Source organism: Nonomuraea sp. NPDC003727 (genome assembly GCF_053586935.1).
The window spans coordinates 866,964-883,489 of the sequence record NZ_JBSFNE010000001.1 but is presented as its reverse complement, the minus strand read 5'-3'; the positions used below and the strand labels follow the sequence as shown (position 1 = coordinate 883,489).

Genomic DNA, 16,526 nt, shown 5'->3' with positions numbered 1-16,526 from the left:
TACCTGCCGGGGTCGCCCCGCTCAGGACTGTGCGATCCGCTGGACCTGTGTGAGATCGGCCAGGTAGAGGTGCGGGACGTCCACGAACACCCGCAGGGGGCCGCAGCCCAGGCCGAGATCCCGCGCGATCTCGGCCTGGACGTCTCTGAGCGGCACGTAGTTCAGGTAGCAGGTGTAGGCGTTCTGCGAGCGGAACGACGCCGTCATGACCAGCGCGCCCTCCCTGATCCTGACCGCCACCGCGGCCAGGCACGGCACGGCGTCGTACGGCTCGCCCGGCCTGGTCAGCGACACCCACGCGCTCTTGCTGTACGGCCTGGCCCGCAGCAGCGTGGTCGCCCACTCCAGCTGGGGCGTCAGGCGCTGCCCGTAGCTGTACTTGAACGGCGGGATGACGTCGCCCTCGGTGAACTTACGGGTGTAGAGGGCGTGCTTGGCGGCGTCGCCGTACCGCCTGAGGATCGGGTCGTCGTCCCATCGCACGTCGCCGATCTCGAACAGGACCGCCGCGCCCTCGATGACCGGGCCGCGGTCGTCGTCGGCGGGCACGCCGGACGCCTGCACGTGCCGCATCAGCCATATCCACGCCTCCCCACACGACGCCCACCTCGTGGGCTCTGCCATCAGGTCTCCACGTTCGGGAAGTTGTAGGGGTTGTGGGGCAGGCGGCGCCGCCTGGTCACGTTGCAGCGCACGTAGTAGACCGAGTAATGCACCAGCGCCACCAGCAGGATGCTCAGCAGCAGCAACGGCGGGTTGAGCTCGCCGCCGCTGAGCCCGGTGACGCCGACCGTCAGGTAGGCGGAGTTCACCAGGGCCAGCATCATCACGTTGACCCCCGGCCACGCCAGCGGCGCGTAGGTCTCCGGGTAGCGGGGGTCGACCGGCAGGTTCGGCGACCAGTCGAACTCGTCCTTGAGGCGGGTGACGTAGAGCAGCCGGAAGTTGTTGAGCGCCCTCGCCGTCCTGGCGTGCGCGTTCACCGCCTCGATCAGGCGCAGGAAGGGCAGCACGCCCAGCAGGCCGAAGGCCGCCACCAGCGCGTAGAGGTACCACGGCACGGTGTCCCACCTGGTCAGGCTGGCGGGGTCGACCACCTTGGTGCTGGTCAGCGCGATCGCGGCGGCGAACGGCGCCGACAGCAGGCTCATCGCTAACCGGGTCATCTTGAGCCGCTCCTCCTTGGCAGCCAGATGAACCGCGTAGATCCCGTTGAAATCCACGGCGGCCAGTTGGAGGAACTGCGTCGCTTCGAGCGGCGTCGGGGGTTTCCGCATGAGCGTGCTCCTGGAATGCCAGATGCCTCCAGTATGAGCGGCCGTCCTGAGTTTTGTACCAACAAATCTCAACTTGCTCGGGTCAAAGTTTGCCGCTCCGCGTGGTCGATGTAGGCGGTCGGCAGGCCGTACATGGTCGCGGCCATCTCGCTGTCGTGGATCACGGGCAGCGCGGAGACGGCGTCGGCGGCCAGGCCGCGGCAGTACTCGAGGGTGTCGCCGACGATCGTGGTCTCCCTGAGCGCGGCGAGGGTGGCGGCGACGTCGTCGCGCAGCACCGAGGGGTCCTTGGCCATCGCGCGCAGCATCGGGAGGGTGTAGACGCCCTGGCGCAGGTCGTTGCCCGACGGCTTGCCGAGCCGCTCGGCCGGCGCGGTGAGGTCGAGCAGGTCGTCGAGGATCTGGAAGATCAGGCCGAACCGCTCGCCGTACAGGGCCATCCTGGCCTTCTCCTCGTCCGAGGCGTGCGCGCAGATGGCGGCGACCAGGCAGGCGGCGCGGAACAGCGCCGCGGTCTTGCCGGTGATCGAGCGCAGCGCGCTCTCGACTGTCCTGCCCGGGTCGAACTGGTCGGCCGTCTCCATGAACTGGCCCTCGGCCAGTTCGACGACCGTCGCGGCCAGCACCTCGGCGACCGGCCTGGACACCGAGGTGATCGCGGCCAGACCCGCTCTGGCCAGCATGAAGTCGCCGATGACCAGCGCCTTGCCTTCGCCCAGCTCGGCGTTGAGCGTGCGGGCGCCCCGGCGCTGCGCGGCGCCGTCCATGAGGTCGTCGTGGACGAGGGAGCCCGCGTGGATCAGCTCCACGCACACGGCAGCGGTGATCACCCGGCGGTCGGGGGTCTTCCCCAGGGCCAGGCAGGTGGCCAGCGTCAGCGCGGGACGCAGGCGCTTGCCGCCCGCGGTGATGATCCTGTCGGCACCCGCGTTGATGCCGGGCAGCGCGGAGGAGCCGGCCAGCCGCCTCATCCTGTTCTCCACCTTGCGCAGGCCGTGGGTGATCGCGGGGGTGTTCAGCAACTCATCCATGCCCTCCAGCCTGGGTCGCCCTTGCTGTGGATCGCCTGAGAGCGGCTGTGAGCGGGCTCAGCGCGGGATGCGTGCCGTACCCGCGGCGGAAGGCGATCAGCGTGCGCCGCTCGATCGGCAGGGCGGTCAACATGACGCCTACCGGCGGATTCGCCGCGGCGAGCAGGGGGACGAGGGCGACGCCGTGGCCGGCCGCCGCCAGCAGCAGGACGGTGTCGAAGTCGTCGATGTGATGAACGACACGCGGCTCGAACCCGGCGGCGTGGCAGGCGCGCACCGCCATGGTGTGGCACAGCGTGCCGGGCGTGCTGACGATCCACGCGTCGTCGCGGGCCTCGGCGAGGGTGCGCCTGGTCGTGAGGTACATCGGCTCGGTGAGCAGCGGCATGGTCTCGATGCCCTCGTCGACCACGGGGGGGACGAAGTCGTACTCGTGGACCAGCGCGACGTCGAGCTCGCCCGCCCGCAGCGCGGCGGCGACGTCGGCGGGGTCGATCTCGGAGATCATCGGCTCCAGCGCCGGGTGATCGCTCCGCAGGACGGCCAGCGCGCCGGGCAGCAGCGCGCGGGCCGCCGTCGGGAACGCGCCGATCCGCAGCGGCCCCGCCGGGCCGGTGCGCGTGGCGGCCAGCGCGGCCTCGGCCCGCTCCAGGCTCTCCAGGACGGTTTCCGCGTGCTCCACCAGCACCCGCCCGGCAGGCGTCAGCACGACCGTGCGGCCCGTCCGTTCCAGCAGCGGCAGGCCGGCCTCGCGTTCGAGCGCGCTGAGCTGCTGGGAGACGGCCGAAGCGGTGAAGGTGAGCGCGTCGGCGACGGCGGCGATCGTGCCCCTTCTCGACAGTTCGCGCAGGAGGCGGAGCTTCCTCGGATCGAGCATAAGAACACCTTACGGTGCGGCGTAGAAACGTGAACTGGTGGTGATGGTGGTCCGTCCGCCAGGGTGAAAGGCATGCTTTCCGGAATCTACGTACCGCTGATCACGCCGTTCACCGCCTCGGGGGAGGTGGCCTACGACGCGCTGGAGAAGCTCGCCGCCGGCGCGCTCGACCAGGGCGCCGCGGGGCTGGTCGCCCTCGGGACGACGGGCGAGCCCTCCTCGCTGACGCCCGCCGAGCGCCACCAGGTGGTGCGGATCTGCCGCGACGTGACCGCCGCGTACGGCACGCAGCTGATCGTCGGCGACGTGGAGCTGGCCGAAGGCGCCACGGCCGCCCTCGTGACCGTGCCGGCGTTCGTCCGGCCGGGCGAGCGCGGCGTCCTGGCGCACTTCGAACGGCTCGCCGAGCGCACCCCGGTGCCGCTGGTGATCTACCACATCCCCTACCGGACGGGACAGCCGCTGACCGCCGCCACCCTGCGGCGGCTCGGCGAGCACCCGATGATCACCGGGGTCAAGTACGCCACGGGCGCCGTCGACCAGGACGCCGTCGCGCTGCTCGGCGACCTGCCGCCGGACTTCTCCGTGCTGACCGGCGACGACACCTACCTGTCGCCCATGCTCGCGCTCGGCGCCACCGGCGGCATCCTGGCCTCCGCGCACCTGCACACCGCCTCGTTCGTGTCCATGGCCGCCTCGTGGGACCGGGCGCTCGGGCACCGGCTGGCCGCCCTGTCGGCGCAGCTGTTCGCCGAGCCGAACCCGACCGTGATCAAGGGCGTGCTGCACGCGCACGGCCTCATCCCCACGCCCGACGTACGGCTCCCGCTGGTACCCGCGACGGCGGAATCGGTGGCCCGAGCCCTAGATTGGGGCGCGTGAACTGGCTGAACGAGACAGAGTACGCCGCCTGGATCGGCTACCGGCGGATGCGGCTGCTCCTCGATCTGGAGATCCAGCGCGACCTGATGCGCGAGTCGGGGCTGTCCGAGCCCGACTACGACGTCCTGTCGAACCTGTCGGAGGCCCCGGAGCACCGCATGCGGCTGACCGAGCTCGCCGTCCACATGCGGTGGTCGAAGAGCAGGCTCTCCCACCACATCACCCGCATGGCCGAGCGCGGGCTGGTCAGCAGGGAAGAGGTCGCCCACGACGCGCGGGGCGCGGCCATCGTCCTCACGTCCAAGGGGCTCAGCACGATCAAGGAGGCCGCCCCCGGACACGTGGCCTCCGTGCGCAGGCACTTCATCGACCTGCTCACCGAGGACGAACTGCGCGCCATCGCCCAGGTGGCGCGGACCGTCCTGGCACGGCTCGAATAGAACGGCGCGGGTAAGCCGCCCACCCCGCTCAGGCGGCCGGCCGGCCCGCGGTGATCACGTCGAGGGCCCTGCGCGGGGTCCCGCCGAGCAGCGCGCGCAGGTCGCCCGCCGTACCGGACATGAAGCCATGGGCGATCGACGAGTACGTGCTCATGATCATCGGCTCCTGGAAGGCCCGCAGGCCCAGGAGCGGGAGCACCGACCGGGCCTCGGCCAGCGGGACCGGCTCGTAGGACGCCCCCAGCGCCGCGGCCACGTCGGCGCCGCCGATCGCCTCCTCACCGACCAGTTCATAGGTACGGCCGGCGTGCGCGGCGGCCTCCAGCGTGACGCTCGCCGCGACGTCGGCCAGGTCCTCCCTGGCCACGGCGGACAGGCGGCCGTCGGCGAGCGGGGCGGTGATCCTGCCCTCGGCGTCGGGGACGGTGAGACCGGCGAAGAACTCGGCGTACAGGCCGTTGCGCAGGACGGTCCACGCGGTGGTGCCGCGCCGGAGCCTGCGTTCGGTCCAGCGGTGGGGAAGCGCGTAGGTCAGGTGGTCGCCGTCGCCGCTCAGGCTGGTGTAGACGATGTGACCCACCCCCGCCTGCTCGGCGGCGCTGATGGCGGCCTCGTGCCGGGCGATGACCACGTCGTCCTCGCCGTATCCCGCGGAGATCAGCAGCAGGGTGCCGACCCCCCGGAAGCCCTCCACCAGCGTGGCCGGCTGGTCGAAGTCCACGAGGCGCTGACCGTGCTCGGGGGTGCGGCTGCCGACCACCACGTCGTGCCGCCCCGCCAGACGCTTGACGATCAGCTGGCCGAGCCCTCCTGAGCCGCCGGTGACCAGAATCATGAACAGCCTCCTTGCCAGATGGTTCTCTTTGGTAACCAGTATCGTGACGGGGGTCGTCCGCCATAAGGAGGCACATTCATGTCAGCCACTCACACCGGGGTAACCACCTCGGGCGAGCCTCACGTCTCCTGCGCCGAGGACTGCGGGATCAGGGAGGTGCTCGACCGCATCGGCGACAAGTGGTCGGTGCTGGTCGTGGTGGAGCTGGCGCACGGGGTCCGGCGGTTCAGGGAACTGCAGCGGGCGGTCGACGGGATCTCGCAGCGCATGCTCACCCTGACCGTGCGGCGGCTGGAACGGGACGGGCTGGTGTCCCGCACGGTGTATCCGACGGTGCCGCCGCAGGTGGAGTACGCGCTGACGGACATGGGGCACAGCCTGACCCACCTGCTCAGGGCGATGACCGCATGGTCGGCCGAACACCGCGAGGCCATCGCCGAGTCCCGCCGGCGCTGGGACGCCGACCACCCGGACTCCACCATCCGCTGACCCCGCGCGCTGGGCCGACCGCCGATCCGGCTCGGCGCCGCCGGTGGGTCAGGGGTCGAGGCCGGTGGGTCAGCGGACGGGCTCAGGGGTCGGGGTGGCGGAGGGCGGGGAGGGGAACCCGGCCTGCGCCGCCGGTGGGTCAGCGGTCGGGATGGCGGAGGGCTTGGCCGATGTCGCCCACCCGGTCGGCCAGCAGGCCGATGGCGCCGACCGCGCGGGTCATCGGGTCGTCCTCGGCCCCGCCCAGCGCCTTGGTCCGCAGGTAGGCCGCCTTGATGTCCGCCCACCTCGCCGCCTGCTCGGGAGTGAGCCGCCCGCGCAGCTCGGCCAGCTTCAGCAGGTTCGCCTCCGCGCCGCTGGTGAGCGTCTGCGCCTCCCCGAGGTAGTGGTCGTCGATCACCTGCTCCAGCTCGGCGTCGTTCATCACCGGCACGATCCGCTCGGCCAGCTTGTTCATGTTGCGGTAGGAGCCCTGCAGCCGGTACGGCGGCTCGGTGCGCGAGTCGTCGGACTGGGCGGCCGAGGCGATGTAGGCCTGGTTGTTGGCCAGCACCACCTCCTGCACCCTGACCAGCTTGCGCAGCACGCTGAGGATCTGGTCGAGCTCGACCTTGGTGTAGGGGTGGCTGAGCTGGTCGGTGCGCACGCCCTCCTCGCCGCGCGCGATGCGGACCAGCAGCTCGACGTCGCCCCGGTCGCGGGTGGACAGCGGGGCCAGCACCGGGTTGGAGGTGAGGGCGTTGTCGATGTAGCTGAGCGCGAACAGGTCGTCCTTGCCGGACAGCACGTCGCCGAGGTTCCAGACGTCGGCGCGGTTGGCGAGCATGTCGGGGATGCGGAAGCGCTGCCCCGACTCGGTGTACGGGTTGCCCGCCATGCAGACGGCGAAGCGCTTGCCGCGCAGGTCGTAGGTGCGGGTGCGGCCGTTCCACACGCCCTCGATGCGCCGCTGGGCGTCACACAGCGAGATGAACTTCTGCAGCAGCTCCGGTGAGGTGTGCTGGATGTCGTCGAGGTAGAGCAGGGCGTTGGTGCCCGCTTCCAGGGCGAAGGAGATCTTCTCCACTTCCTGCCGGGCGGTGGCGTCGGTCGCGTCGGCCGGGTCGAGCGAGGTGACCTCGTGGCCGAGCGCGGGCCCGTTGACCTTGACGAAGAGCAGCCCGAGGCGGCTGGCGACGTATTCCATGAGCGTCGTCTTGCCGTACCCGGGTGGGGAGATGAGCAGGAGCAGGCCCATCTGGTCGGTGCGCTTGCCCTCGCCCGCGGCGCCGAGCTGCTTGGCGAGGTTGTCGCCGATCAGCGGCAGGTAGACCTCGTCGAGCAGCCGGTTGCGGACGAAGGCGCTCATCACCTTGGGTTTGTACTCGTCCAGCCGGAGCCGGTCGCGCTCCTGGGCGACGAGCTCGCCGCGGCGCTTCTGGTAGGCGCGGTAGGCGGGGACGCGTTCGGCGCGGAACGCGCGTGTCCTGGCCAGCGTCTCGTCGAGGCGCAGGGTGAGCGTCCGGTCGGTGATCCTGGCGTGGGTGCCGAGCAGCCCCTCGACCGTGGCGGTGAGCGTGGCGCTGGAGTCGTGGCGCGGCAGCTCGCACAGCTGGACGGCCAGCGCCTCCGGCAGGTCGTCGGACCGGTCGAAGGCGCTCAGCCACGCGCCGGCGAGCTGGATGCGTTCGGGCAGGTCGAGCGCCCGCAGGTCCTCCTCGAACTCGCGGACGCGGGCGGGTCCGAGCGACTGCCGGAACCGGTCGAGGATGCTCCTGGCGGCGGCGCTGGTGACGAAGCCCTCGGGCCGGCCGGCGAGCTCCTCGACGAGGTATTCGCCGGCGAGCGCCACCGCGGCCGGGTCCGCGGCGCCGAGGACGTGGGGCGCGACGAAGGCGGAGACGGCGGTGGAGAGCTCCGCCGCCAGGGTGTCGAGCGCCTCCACCCGGCCGAAGGCGGCACGGGCTCGCACCAGTGACGCGGCCCGCGTGGCCAATGTTTTACGTGAAACATCATCCAGGCCGAACGCCCAGTAGAGCTGGGCCGCCGCCCGCGCCGCCGGAGGGTAGCGCAGCAGGCCCGCGCCCTCCTGGAGCCGTTGCAGCGCGGCGAGGATCGAGGTCGCGTCGTGGTCGTGGACCCCGCGCTCGTAGCCCTCGTCGTAGCGCTCCTCGGCGGCGAGCCGTACCGCGGCGGCGAGGTCGGCGCCCGGGGCGACGGTGGGCAGCAGCGAGGCGGCCAGGTGTTCGGCGCGGTAGACGTCCGCGGTTTCGGAGACGAGCAGCTGGGACCAGAACGGCTGTGTGTCGGCGAAGGAGGCGGGGACGGGGGAGCGGTAGTCGGTGCCGGTGATGGAGAAGTGCATGGCGCCGTCGTGCGGCACCAGGGTCAGGTCGATCGGCTGGGTGTTGACGGCGAAGGCGTGGCGGCCCAGCCGGAGCGTCTCGCCGTCGGCGGAGAACAGGTCGAGACGGTCACGCAGCGCCCGGCCCGCCTCCTGCTGTGCGGCCTTGATGCGGCCGTCGAGCTCCTCGGCGCGCACGGTGGCGCCGAGCGCCCGCAGCTCGCCCGCCGAGGAGCGGAGCTTGGCGACCATGGGGTCGGTGGCGAAGTAGGTGTTGATCTCGTCGAGGGACGTCAGCGCCGACACCCGCCGGGTGACGCTCGCGAGGATGCGATCGGTGGAGGCGGCGATGCGGTCGGCTCGCCGGGCCCGCTCGTCGAGCTGGGTCTGCTTGCGCGCCGAGAAGGCCTCGTAGACGTCTTCGCGCTTGGCGGTGAGCTGGGCGGCGAAGTCGTCGAACTCGCCGAAGCGCGACTCCAGCGTCTCGAGCTGAAGCATGAGGCGGCCGAGCTGCTCGTCGCAGCGCTCGGGGGTGTCGGCCATCGCCAGCGCGCCCGTGACGGCCTGCCCGAGCAGGGCGAACTCGGCGGCGAACGCGGCCCGTCCCTCGGTGGCGAGCAGGTGGGTGCGGCGGCCGTCGAGGACGGCGCGAGCCCGGTTGACCCCGCCGAGCACCTCGCCGATGCGTTCGAGGATGGAGGTGCGGACCGTGGCGTCGGCGATGTCGAGCGAGCCGACCACCTCGGTGACGACCTCCAGCCCCTCGGCCTGGGCGACGAGCCGCTCGGCGACCGGCTCGGCGGCGGCGACGGTCGCGATGGCGGCGGCGTCGGCCTCGAGCTGGGCGACGGCGGCGTGGTAGCCGGTGAAGGCGTCGGCGCCCGCCAGGAACGCCACCGCCCGCCGGCCGGTGGACGCCAGCTCGTCGGCGAGCGTGGCGGCGAGCCTGTCGAGGGCGGCCAGGTCGATGTAGCGGACCTCGCGCAGCGTCACCAGGCGGCCCTGCGCCCGGCGCAGCTCGGCCAGGCGGGCGACCCAGGCGTCGGCCGAGGCCGGCGTCTCGGCGCCGGCCTGCCGTACCAGGGTGGTGGTCTCGGCGGTGGCGGCCTCCATGGTGGCGGCGGCCTGCCGGGTGAGCTCGGCGACGTTCTCGTACTCGTCGAGGACCTGCTCGGCGGTGGCGCGCACGTCGCCCAGCGGGCCGCGCAGCCCGTGGTCGCCCAGCCAGTGGTAGTGGTCGAAGGCCCGGGTGCAGGCGGCGATCAGCGCCTCGAAGGTCGCCTGGGAGGGCGCCATCTCCTCGACCATGCGGGCCACCGACAGGCAGTCGGAGATGCCGCGCACCAGCTCGGCGTTGCCGATGCGTTCCAGCGGCCCGGTGCCCGTGGGCTGGGCGGCGGCGTAGGTGTCGGAGACGTACGGCGTCTGCCACACCTGCATGGGGTGGACGCGCGTCGGCTCCTCCGAGGTCGCCCTGAAGACCACCAGCGTGCCGTCGTCGAACAGCGAGTAGCCGTGGCACGGCAGCGGGTTGGCGACCTCCTTCCTGATCACGTTGTACGGCAGCAGCAGCGACCGGCCGTCGGCCCGCGCGTGGAAGACGTAGAGCACGTCCTCGCCGTTGGGGGAGCGGATCACCCGCTCGAACTCCAGGTCGGCCACCTGGGTGTCGAAGGTCTTGGACACGCCGGTGGACAGGTAGTAGCCGCCGGGGAAGATGATGCCCTGGTCCTCGGGCAGCCGCTGGCAGGCCAGCGCGATGCCGTCGAGCCTGGTGACGGACTTGGTGCGGGTGTTGAAGACCAGGTGCCGCCACTCGGTCTCCTTGTACGGCTTGACGCGCAGCAGGATGAGCGGCCCGATCCTGGCGTGGTCGACCTCGGCGTCGGCCAGCGACTGGAGCGGTTCGGCGACGGGCTCGGTGTAGATGCCCTCGCCCGACTCCGTGTTGTTCTCGATCTTGATGGTGAGGTCGCCGCCGACCGTCTCGACGAACACCTCGTCCTCGATGGAGATGTGCGGGTGCCGGCCGAGCACGTGGTCGTCTCGCGTGGTCGGCGTCCACTCGAAGTCGTGCGAGGGCGGGAAGACGTGGTCGCGCTCGCCCCTGTTGTCGAGGTAGGCGGTCGCCCCGTGGGTGTCGACGGCCCAGCGCAGCACCCGCAGGTCGGTCGGCCCCGTCTGGAAGACGGCCAGCAGCTTGCCCTCCAGCCGTCGCAGCTGCAGGAGCCTGGTCTCCTTGTAGTAGCGGTACAACTCCGCGAAGTCCTTCCGGAACGCCGGGTCGCTGAGCGCCCCCAACTGTTCCGCGTCGAACCTGAACGCGTCGCCGTCGCGGCTGAACCTGTGGACGGAGAACACGTCATCCACAGCCGTCTCCGGCTTCAGCCCGATGAAGACGTTGTAGCCGAAGAGCATCAGGTCGCCGACCGAGACGATGTCGCGGGGGACGCAGTTGTTCTCCGTACGGATCCGCTCGGTGCCGATCAGGCGGAGTTCGGCACCGCCGAAGACCTTGAGCCGCTCCTCGTTGACCGCCTCGGCCGCCCTGGCCAGCTCCCTGGCCTGGACCGACAGGCGGTTGCGCAGCACCTCGTAGGTGCCCGCCTCGAGGGCCGCCTCCTGCGCAGTGGTCACGTCAGCCCTTCACCGCCGTGAGCGCGGCCACCGACGACTCGGCCACGCCGAGCCTGCGCGCGCTCTCCAGGAGCTCGTTCAGCCTCGCCGTCTCCGGCCCGCCGTGCGAGATGAGCCGCATGAGCAGCGCCGAGACCGTCAGGTTCTTCACGTCCTCGGTGCTGATCCCGCCGACCAGCCTGGCCAGGTCCTCGGTGAGGCTCGCCGACCCGTTGAGGTACGGCTCGGCCAGCGTCCGCGTGACCGACGAGTGCTCGACGAACCCGTCGACGGCCTTGGCCGCGGTGATCGACCCGACCACCCTGTCGAAGAACATGCTGTCGCCGCCGACGATGTCGATGTTGGCCTTGGCCAGGCCCGCCGCCACGACGTTGGCCTGCGACTCGGCGACCTGCCGCTGCACGTCGATGTGCTTGAGCCTGATCTCCTTGTCGGCTTCGAGGCGCAGGCGGTACTCCTCGTGCGCCCTGGTCGCCTCGTCCATGGCGGCCATCGCCCTGGCCTTCTCGACGAGGCCCTCGGCCTCGGCCTTCAGCCGGTCGCCCGTCACCAGCGCCATGGCCTGCTCGCCCTCGGCCTGCGCCTTGAGCCGCTCACCCTCGACCAGCGCCATCGCCTTGGCGCCCTCGGCCTCGGCCCGTAGCTTCTCCGCGGTGGCCAGGGCCTCGGCGCGGCCGACCTTCTCGATCGCGTCGGCGCCGCGCTCCTTCACCTGGACGTCGGCCAGGCCCTTGGCCGCGGCCTCCGCCTGCAGGCCCTCGGCCAGCCTGATCTTGGCCCGCGCGTCGAGCTCGGCGGCCTGCTGCCTGGCCTCGGCCAGCGTGAGCTCCTCGCGCGCCTTGTGCTTGGCCGCGGCCTCGGCGGCCTCGGCGGCCTTGATGTCCTTGACCAGGCTCTCCTGCGCCTCGGCCTCGGCCTGGATGATCGTGGTCTGGCGCAGCCGCTCGGCCTCCTCGACGGCGCGCAGCTTCTTGATGTTCTCCTCCTGCTCGGCGACCGTCTTCTCCACCGCGATCCGCTCGCGCACGACCTCGGCGATCGACCGCTTCTCGGTCTCGACCTCCCTGTCCTTGGCGATGCGCGACAGCTCGGTCTCCCGCTCGCGGGAGATGACCTCCAGCATGCGGTCCTTCTCGATCCGCTCGGTCTCGATGGCGATGACCCGCTCGCGGTTCTTCTCGGCGACGGCGACCTCGCGGTTGCGGTTCTCGGTCTGGACACCGAGCTGCTCGTCGGTCTTGATGTGCGCGGCCTGCGCCTTGAGCCGCTCCTCGGCCTGCACGCGGGCGATCTCCGCCTCCTCGCGCGCCTTCATCGTCTCGATCTCGCGCTTCTGCTTGATCTCCGCGTCCGCCTGGCGGCGCCTCAGCTCGAGGATGGCCTCGGCGGCGTCGACGTTCTGGCGGGTGATCTCCTTCTCCTCGCTGCGCCTGAACTCGTTGGTGCGCACGTTCTCGGTGGCGGTCAGCTCGGTGATCTTGCGGATGCCCTGGGCGTCGAGGATGTTGGCCGGGTCCAGCTTGGCCATCGGCGTCTGCTCCAGGTAGTCGATCGCGGCGTCCTCCAGGCTGTAGCCGTTGAGGTCGGTGCCGATCACCTGGATGATCCGGTCGCGGAACTCCTCGCGCTTGGTGTAGAGGTCGACGAAGTCGAGCTGCTTGCCGACGGTCTTGAGCGCCTCGGAGAACTTGGCGTTGAACAACGCCTGGAGCGTCGTCTCGTCGCTGGCCCGCTCGGTGCCGATGGACTGGGCGACCTTGATGACGTCCTCGACGGTCTTGTTCACCCGCACGAAGAACGTGATGCGGATGTCGGCCCTGATGTTGTCGCGGCAGATCAGCCCTTCGCCGCCGGTGCGGGCGATCTCGATGGTCTTCACCGAGATGTCCATGACCTCGGCCTTGTGCAGCACCGGTAAGACGACGGCCCCGGTGAAGGTCACGTCGACCCTGCGGACCTTGGAGACGATGAGCGCCTTGCCCTGCTCGACCTTTCTGAACAGCCGGCTGATGACGAAGAGCAGGCCGATGGCGACGATCAGGATGACGGCCAGCAGGATGCCGAAACCCGTCGAGATGACACTCATGTGTGGTCCTCCATGACGTAGAAGAACTCGCCCTCCGCGTCGTAGTCGAAGATCAACGCGGTCTGGCCGCGGGAGAGGATGTCGCCGCCGGTCGTCCTGACCTGGACGACGGCCGACGCGCCGTCGGGGGCGGTGACCTCGGCCTGGCCGAAGGTGGCGTCGGCCCGGCCGGTGCGCACCACGCACCGCTGTCCGACGAAGTCGTGGCGGGAAGGCTCCTTCCTGTCGGGGAAGAGCCTGCGCAGGGGGATGATCAGGAGTTTCGTGCCCGCCCATCCGGCCGCGAGGGCGACGGGGAGCACGAGCGGCCCGCCGCCGACGAGCACCACGCCCGCCAGGCTCACGAACCAGGCCAGGGCGACGAACAGGGAGAAGGCGACGGTCGCCGGGATGCCGCCGAGGCCGAGGGGAAGCTGCACGTCGTCGAGGTCGACGTCACCGCCCATGACCATCACCACGAGCCAGTAACCGACGACCACGACGAGTAAGAAGCTGAAGAGCACGGCTGGGAAGGCCAGCGCGGCGTCGACGAATGCGGGCATCGGCTCCCTCGGATCATGCGCCCGTAATGGGGCGAATATATCGGCGGGGAGGTTGCAGGCCGCTTGAAGAACGCTTAACGTCCCGGTACGGCCAGCCCCGTCTCGTAGGCGACGATGACGGCCTGGACCCGGTCGCGCAGGCCGAGCTTGGTGAGCACGTTGCTCACGTGCGTCTTCACGGTGTGCTCGCTGACGACCATCTCCGCGGCGATCTCGGCGTTCGACAGGCCGCGGGCGATCAGCGCGAGCGTCTCCTGCTCCCTGGCGGTGAGGACGGCGAGCCGTTCCGGCGAGACCGCCGTCGCGGCCGGGCGCGAGGTGAACTCGGCGATCAGCCGGCTGGTGACGGTGGGGGCCAGCAGCGACTCCCCGGCGGCGACCACGCGGACCGCGCTGACCAGGTCGTCCCTGCGCACGTCCTTCAGCAGGAACCCGCTGGCGCCCGCCCGCAGCGCGTCGTAGACGTAGTCGTCGAGGTCGAAGGTGGTGAGCATGATGACCCTGGTCTCCTTGCCCACCAGCCTGGCCGCCTCGATGCCGTCCATCCTGGGCATCCGGATGTCGAGCAGCAGGACGTCGGGCCGGTGCTCGCGCACCAGCGCGACGGCCTCGACGCCGTCGCCCGCCTCGGCCACCACCTCGATGTCGGGCTGGGCGTCGAGGATCATGCTGAACCCGCCGCGCACGAGCTCCTGGTCGTCGGCCACCACTACCCTGATGCTCATCGGCGCACTCCTTGCCTGACGTGGTCCCGATCGGGGGTGAGCGGGAGCCGTACCGAGACCTCGAAGCCCTGACCGCCGGCGCGGGGGCCGGCGCTCACGGTGCCGCCGCAGGCGGCGGCGCGCTCGCGGATGCCGATGAGGCCGTTGCCGCCCGAGGGCAGCGCCAGGCCCGCGCCCGCGCCGTCGTCGGCGACGTCGAGCGTGAGGGCCTCGTCGCTCCAGCGGAGCGTCACCTCGGCGCGGGAGGCGCCGGCGTGCTTGACGACGTTGGTGAGCGACTCCTGCGCGATCCGGTAGACCGCCACCTCGGCGTCGGGCCGCAGCGGGCGCGGCGTGCCGTGCACCTGGAGGGAGACCGGCAGCGGCACCTGCGCGACCAGCGCGGGCAGGTCGGCGATCGTGGGCTGCGGGGCGCGCGGCCCCTCATCCTCCTTGAGCACGCCGAGCATGCGGCGCAGCTGGGCCATCGCGTCGCGGCCCGCGGTGGCGATGGCGTCGAAGGCGGCCTCGGCGCGGGCCGGGTCGCTCCTGACCACGACCGGCCCGGCCTCGGCCTGCACGACCATCAGGCTGACCGCGTGCGCGAGGATGTCGTGCATGTCGCGGGCGATCCTGGCGCGCTCGCGCTCGGCCGCGCGTTCGGCCTCCAGCGTCCGCTCCCTTTCCAGCTGTACGGCACGCTCCTCCAGCGCGGCGGCGTAGGCGCGGGAGGTGGCGGTGGCCCTGCCGATCGCGTAGGCGGCGACGGCGCACACGGTGCCGCGCACCGCGGTCTCCGACGAGCCGACCAGCGCGATGCCGCCGACCAGGGTGGAGGCCAGCATGGCCACCCTGGGCCAGCGGGAGCTGTAGGCGGCGACGGTGTAGAGGCAGACGAGGGAGGAGTACCAGATCGGCTGGGAGGGGAGCGCGTCGGCCAGGTCGTAGAAGGGGACCGGGCAGATGCTCAGCACCAGCGTGGCGACGGGTGCCCGCCGCCGCCAGACCAGCGGCACCGCGGACGCGACGACGACCACGTAGCCCCACCAGTGCCACGCCCCGCTCGTCCACCGCTCCCCGAAGAACGGCGAGAGCTGGACGGCCAGGACGAACGCGGCCAGCGTGAGGTCGACCTGCAGCGGGGGAAGGGCGCGGAAACGCGCCTTCAGGCGGGCGATTTGCGGCAGATCTGACACGGTGTCCAATCTTCCTCCGTTCCGGGAGTGCTGCAGGCCATGGTCGGCCATGCGAGGGCGCGGGCGGATCGCCGGTGGGAGCGGTCCGCCCTCGCTCTCGAGAGGGATCCGGTACGGCGGCAGCGCTCTCCGCCATCCCGGGGATGGAGTTGACCTCAAGTTTGGTTGAGGTTGCACAGTGATCTCACCGAACACGAGGAGTTGATGACGATGAAGGCAGCGGCATTCGCGACCCCCGGCGGGCCCGAGGTGCTTCAGGTGATGGAGATCGAGACCCCGCAGGCGGGTCCCGGCCAGGTCAGGGTGCGGGTCAAGGCGGCCGGCGTGCAGCCGTACGACGCGGCGGTGCGCGCCGGATGGACCCCGCCCGGTGTGAGCGGCGACCTGCCGCGCCTCCCCGGCAACGAGTTCGCGGGCGTCGTCGACCAGGTGGGCGTGGACGTCACCGGGTTCGCCGAGGGTGACGAGGTGCTCGGCTTCTCCCTGCTGAACAGCTACGCGGAGTACATCGTGGTGGGCGCCGACCAGGTGGCGCACAAGCCCGCGGAGGTGCCGTGGGCCGTGGCGGGCAGCCTGACGGCCGGCGTGCAGACGGCGGAGCTCGCCCTGGACGTCCTCGACCTGCGGGAGGGCGAGACGCTGCTGGTGCACGGGGCGTCGGGCTCGGTCGGGACGGCCGCCGTGCAGATCGCCCGCCGGCGTGGTGTGACGGTGATCGGCACCGGCAGGGAGGAGAACCACGCCTACCTCCGCTCGCTCGGCGCGATCCCCGTCGCCTACGGGGAGGGGCTGGCCGACAGGGTCAGGGCGCTCGGCCAGGTGGACGCGGTGCTCGACGGGGCCGGCGGCCACGCGCTCGAGGTGTCCCTGGAGCTGGTGAAGGACCGCGCCAGGATCGTCACGCTGGTGGAGCACGGGAAGGCGGCCGAGCTCGGGGTGCAGCTGGTGAAGGCGGGTCGGACGGCCGAGCGCCTGGGCAGGTACGCGGAGCTGATCGCGAAGGGCGGTTTCAGCTGGCTGGTACGCCGTACCTTCCCCCTCGACCGCGCGGCCGACGCCCACCGGGAGATCGAGTCCGGGCACGGCAGGGGGAAGCTGGTCATCGAGATTCCCTGAGGTGGCGGAATCTTAGCGGTAGGCGGCTTTCCCGCCACTGTCTCGGGGGCGGTGTCCGCGGCCACCATGGGTGCGTACCAAGCGTTGAAGA

Annotated in this window: 14 protein-coding genes; 4 read left to right on the top strand and 10 right to left on the bottom strand. The window is 71.3% G+C overall.

Annotation, left to right across the window (positions count from 1 at the left end; translation table 11 throughout):
• Positions 1-21: 21 nt before the first annotated feature.
• The 4 genes from ACWDLG_RS04295 to ACWDLG_RS04280 all read right to left on the bottom strand — a co-directional run bounded on the left by ACWDLG_RS04295 (position 22) and on the right by ACWDLG_RS04280 (position 3,185).
• Complete coding sequence (locus ACWDLG_RS04295) at positions 22-573, bottom strand: thymidylate synthase family protein (RefSeq protein WP_354921048.1); 552 nt, start codon at positions 571-573, stop codon at positions 22-24.
• Positions 574-623: 50 nt separating this feature from the next.
• The gene (locus ACWDLG_RS04290; protein WP_354921045.1) at positions 624-1,277 is read right to left on the bottom strand and encodes a hypothetical protein; all 654 of its coding nucleotides are present in this window, start codon (positions 1,275-1,277) and stop codon (positions 624-626) included.
• A gap of 68 nt (positions 1,278-1,345) precedes the next feature.
• Positions 1,346-2,308 carry a polyprenyl synthetase family protein gene (locus ACWDLG_RS04285; protein ID WP_449915822.1) on the bottom strand — a complete coding sequence of 321 codons (963 nt, stop codon included), beginning with the start codon at positions 2,306-2,308 and terminating at the stop codon, positions 1,346-1,348.
• Entirely contained in the window at positions 2,301-3,185 is an 885-nt protein-coding gene (locus tag ACWDLG_RS04280) for a LysR family transcriptional regulator (RefSeq protein ID WP_449915821.1), read from the bottom strand. The genes ACWDLG_RS04285 and ACWDLG_RS04280 overlap by 8 nt, the downstream gene beginning before the upstream one ends.
• Before the next feature lie 72 nt (positions 3,186-3,257).
• Here ACWDLG_RS04280 and ACWDLG_RS04275 point away from each other — a divergent pair, with 72 nt between their 5' ends.
• Together ACWDLG_RS04275 and ACWDLG_RS04270 are read left to right on the top strand one after the other, a co-directional pair.
• On the top strand, positions 3,258-4,067 hold the full coding sequence (locus tag ACWDLG_RS04275) for a dihydrodipicolinate synthase family protein (protein ID WP_449915820.1): 810 nt from the start codon (positions 3,258-3,260) through the stop codon (positions 4,065-4,067).
• Positions 4,064-4,507 (top strand): MarR family winged helix-turn-helix transcriptional regulator, encoded by a 444-nt coding sequence (locus ACWDLG_RS04270; RefSeq protein WP_354921033.1) that lies wholly within the window; start codon positions 4,064-4,066, stop codon positions 4,505-4,507. The genes ACWDLG_RS04275 and ACWDLG_RS04270 overlap by 4 nt, the downstream gene beginning before the upstream one ends.
• Before the next feature lie 28 nt (positions 4,508-4,535).
• Here the strand turns inward: ACWDLG_RS04270 and ACWDLG_RS04265 are convergent, their stop codons facing one another.
• On the bottom strand, positions 4,536-5,342 hold the full coding sequence (locus ACWDLG_RS04265) for an NAD(P)H-binding protein (protein WP_449915817.1): 807 nt from the start codon (positions 5,340-5,342) through the stop codon (positions 4,536-4,538).
• A gap of 78 nt (positions 5,343-5,420) precedes the next feature.
• On the opposite strand from ACWDLG_RS04265, the gene ACWDLG_RS04260 reads away from it, so the two are divergent.
• Positions 5,421-5,831, top strand: coding sequence for a winged helix-turn-helix transcriptional regulator (locus ACWDLG_RS04260; RefSeq protein WP_354921027.1), 411 nt, complete (start codon positions 5,421-5,423; stop codon positions 5,829-5,831).
• 139 nt (positions 5,832-5,970) lie between these two features.
• Here the strand turns inward: ACWDLG_RS04260 and ACWDLG_RS04255 are convergent, their stop codons facing one another.
• From ACWDLG_RS04255 to ACWDLG_RS04235, 5 genes are all read right to left on the bottom strand, one after another.
• Positions 5,971-10,791, bottom strand: coding sequence for a DNA repair ATPase (locus tag ACWDLG_RS04255; protein ID WP_449915815.1), 4,821 nt, complete (start codon positions 10,789-10,791; stop codon positions 5,971-5,973).
• Position 10,792: 1 nt separating this feature from the next.
• Entirely contained in the window at positions 10,793-12,877 is a 2,085-nt protein-coding gene (locus ACWDLG_RS04250) for an SPFH domain-containing protein (protein WP_449915814.1), read from the bottom strand.
• Positions 12,874-13,419, bottom strand: coding sequence for a hypothetical protein (locus tag ACWDLG_RS04245; RefSeq protein ID WP_354921018.1), 546 nt, complete (start codon positions 13,417-13,419; stop codon positions 12,874-12,876). Before ACWDLG_RS04245 ends, ACWDLG_RS04250 begins: the two co-directional genes overlap by 4 nt.
• A 74-nt stretch (positions 13,420-13,493) precedes the next feature.
• Positions 13,494-14,144, bottom strand: coding sequence for a response regulator (locus tag ACWDLG_RS04240; protein ID WP_449915811.1), 651 nt, complete (start codon positions 14,142-14,144; stop codon positions 13,494-13,496).
• Entirely contained in the window at positions 14,141-15,319 is a 1,179-nt protein-coding gene (locus ACWDLG_RS04235; RefSeq protein ID WP_449915809.1) for a sensor histidine kinase, read from the bottom strand. Before ACWDLG_RS04235 ends, ACWDLG_RS04240 begins: the two co-directional genes overlap by 4 nt.
• Positions 15,320-15,529: 210 nt before the next feature.
• Between ACWDLG_RS04235 and ACWDLG_RS04230 the strand changes: the two genes are divergently transcribed.
• Entirely contained in the window at positions 15,530-16,435 is a 906-nt protein-coding gene (locus ACWDLG_RS04230) for an NADP-dependent oxidoreductase (RefSeq protein ID WP_449915807.1), read from the top strand.
• The last annotated feature ends 91 nt before the right edge of the window (positions 16,436-16,526 follow it).

Bases quoted from the DNA above. Each gene is read 5' to 3' on its own strand.
- ACWDLG_RS04285 (WP_449915822.1), bottom strand. From the start codon at position 2,308: ATGGATGAGTTGCTGAACACCCCCGCGATCACCCACGGCCTGCGCAAG.
- ACWDLG_RS04295 (WP_354921048.1), bottom strand. From the start codon at position 573: ATGCGGCACGTGCAGGCGTCCGGCGTGCCCGCCGACGACGACCGCGGC.
- ACWDLG_RS04275 (WP_449915820.1), top strand. From the start codon at position 3,258: ATGCTTTCCGGAATCTACGTACCGCTGATCACGCCGTTCACCGCCTCG.
- ACWDLG_RS04245 (WP_354921018.1), bottom strand. From the start codon at position 13,419: ATGCCCGCATTCGTCGACGCCGCGCTGGCCTTCCCAGCCGTGCTCTTC.
- ACWDLG_RS04260 (WP_354921027.1), top strand. From the start codon at position 5,421: ATGTCAGCCACTCACACCGGGGTAACCACCTCGGGCGAGCCTCACGTC.
- ACWDLG_RS04290 (WP_354921045.1), bottom strand. From the start codon at position 1,277: ATGCGGAAACCCCCGACGCCGCTCGAAGCGACGCAGTTCCTCCAACTG.
- ACWDLG_RS04265 (WP_449915817.1), bottom strand. From the start codon at position 5,342: ATGATTCTGGTCACCGGCGGCTCAGGAGGGCTCGGCCAGCTGATCGTC.
- ACWDLG_RS04230 (WP_449915807.1), top strand. From the start codon at position 15,530: ATGAAGGCAGCGGCATTCGCGACCCCCGGCGGGCCCGAGGTGCTTCAG.
- ACWDLG_RS04250 (WP_449915814.1), bottom strand. From the start codon at position 12,877: ATGAGTGTCATCTCGACGGGTTTCGGCATCCTGCTGGCCGTCATCCTG.
- ACWDLG_RS04240 (WP_449915811.1), bottom strand. From the start codon at position 14,144: ATGAGCATCAGGGTAGTGGTGGCCGACGACCAGGAGCTCGTGCGCGGC.
- ACWDLG_RS04280 (WP_449915821.1), bottom strand. From the start codon at position 3,185: ATGCTCGATCCGAGGAAGCTCCGCCTCCTGCGCGAACTGTCGAGAAGG.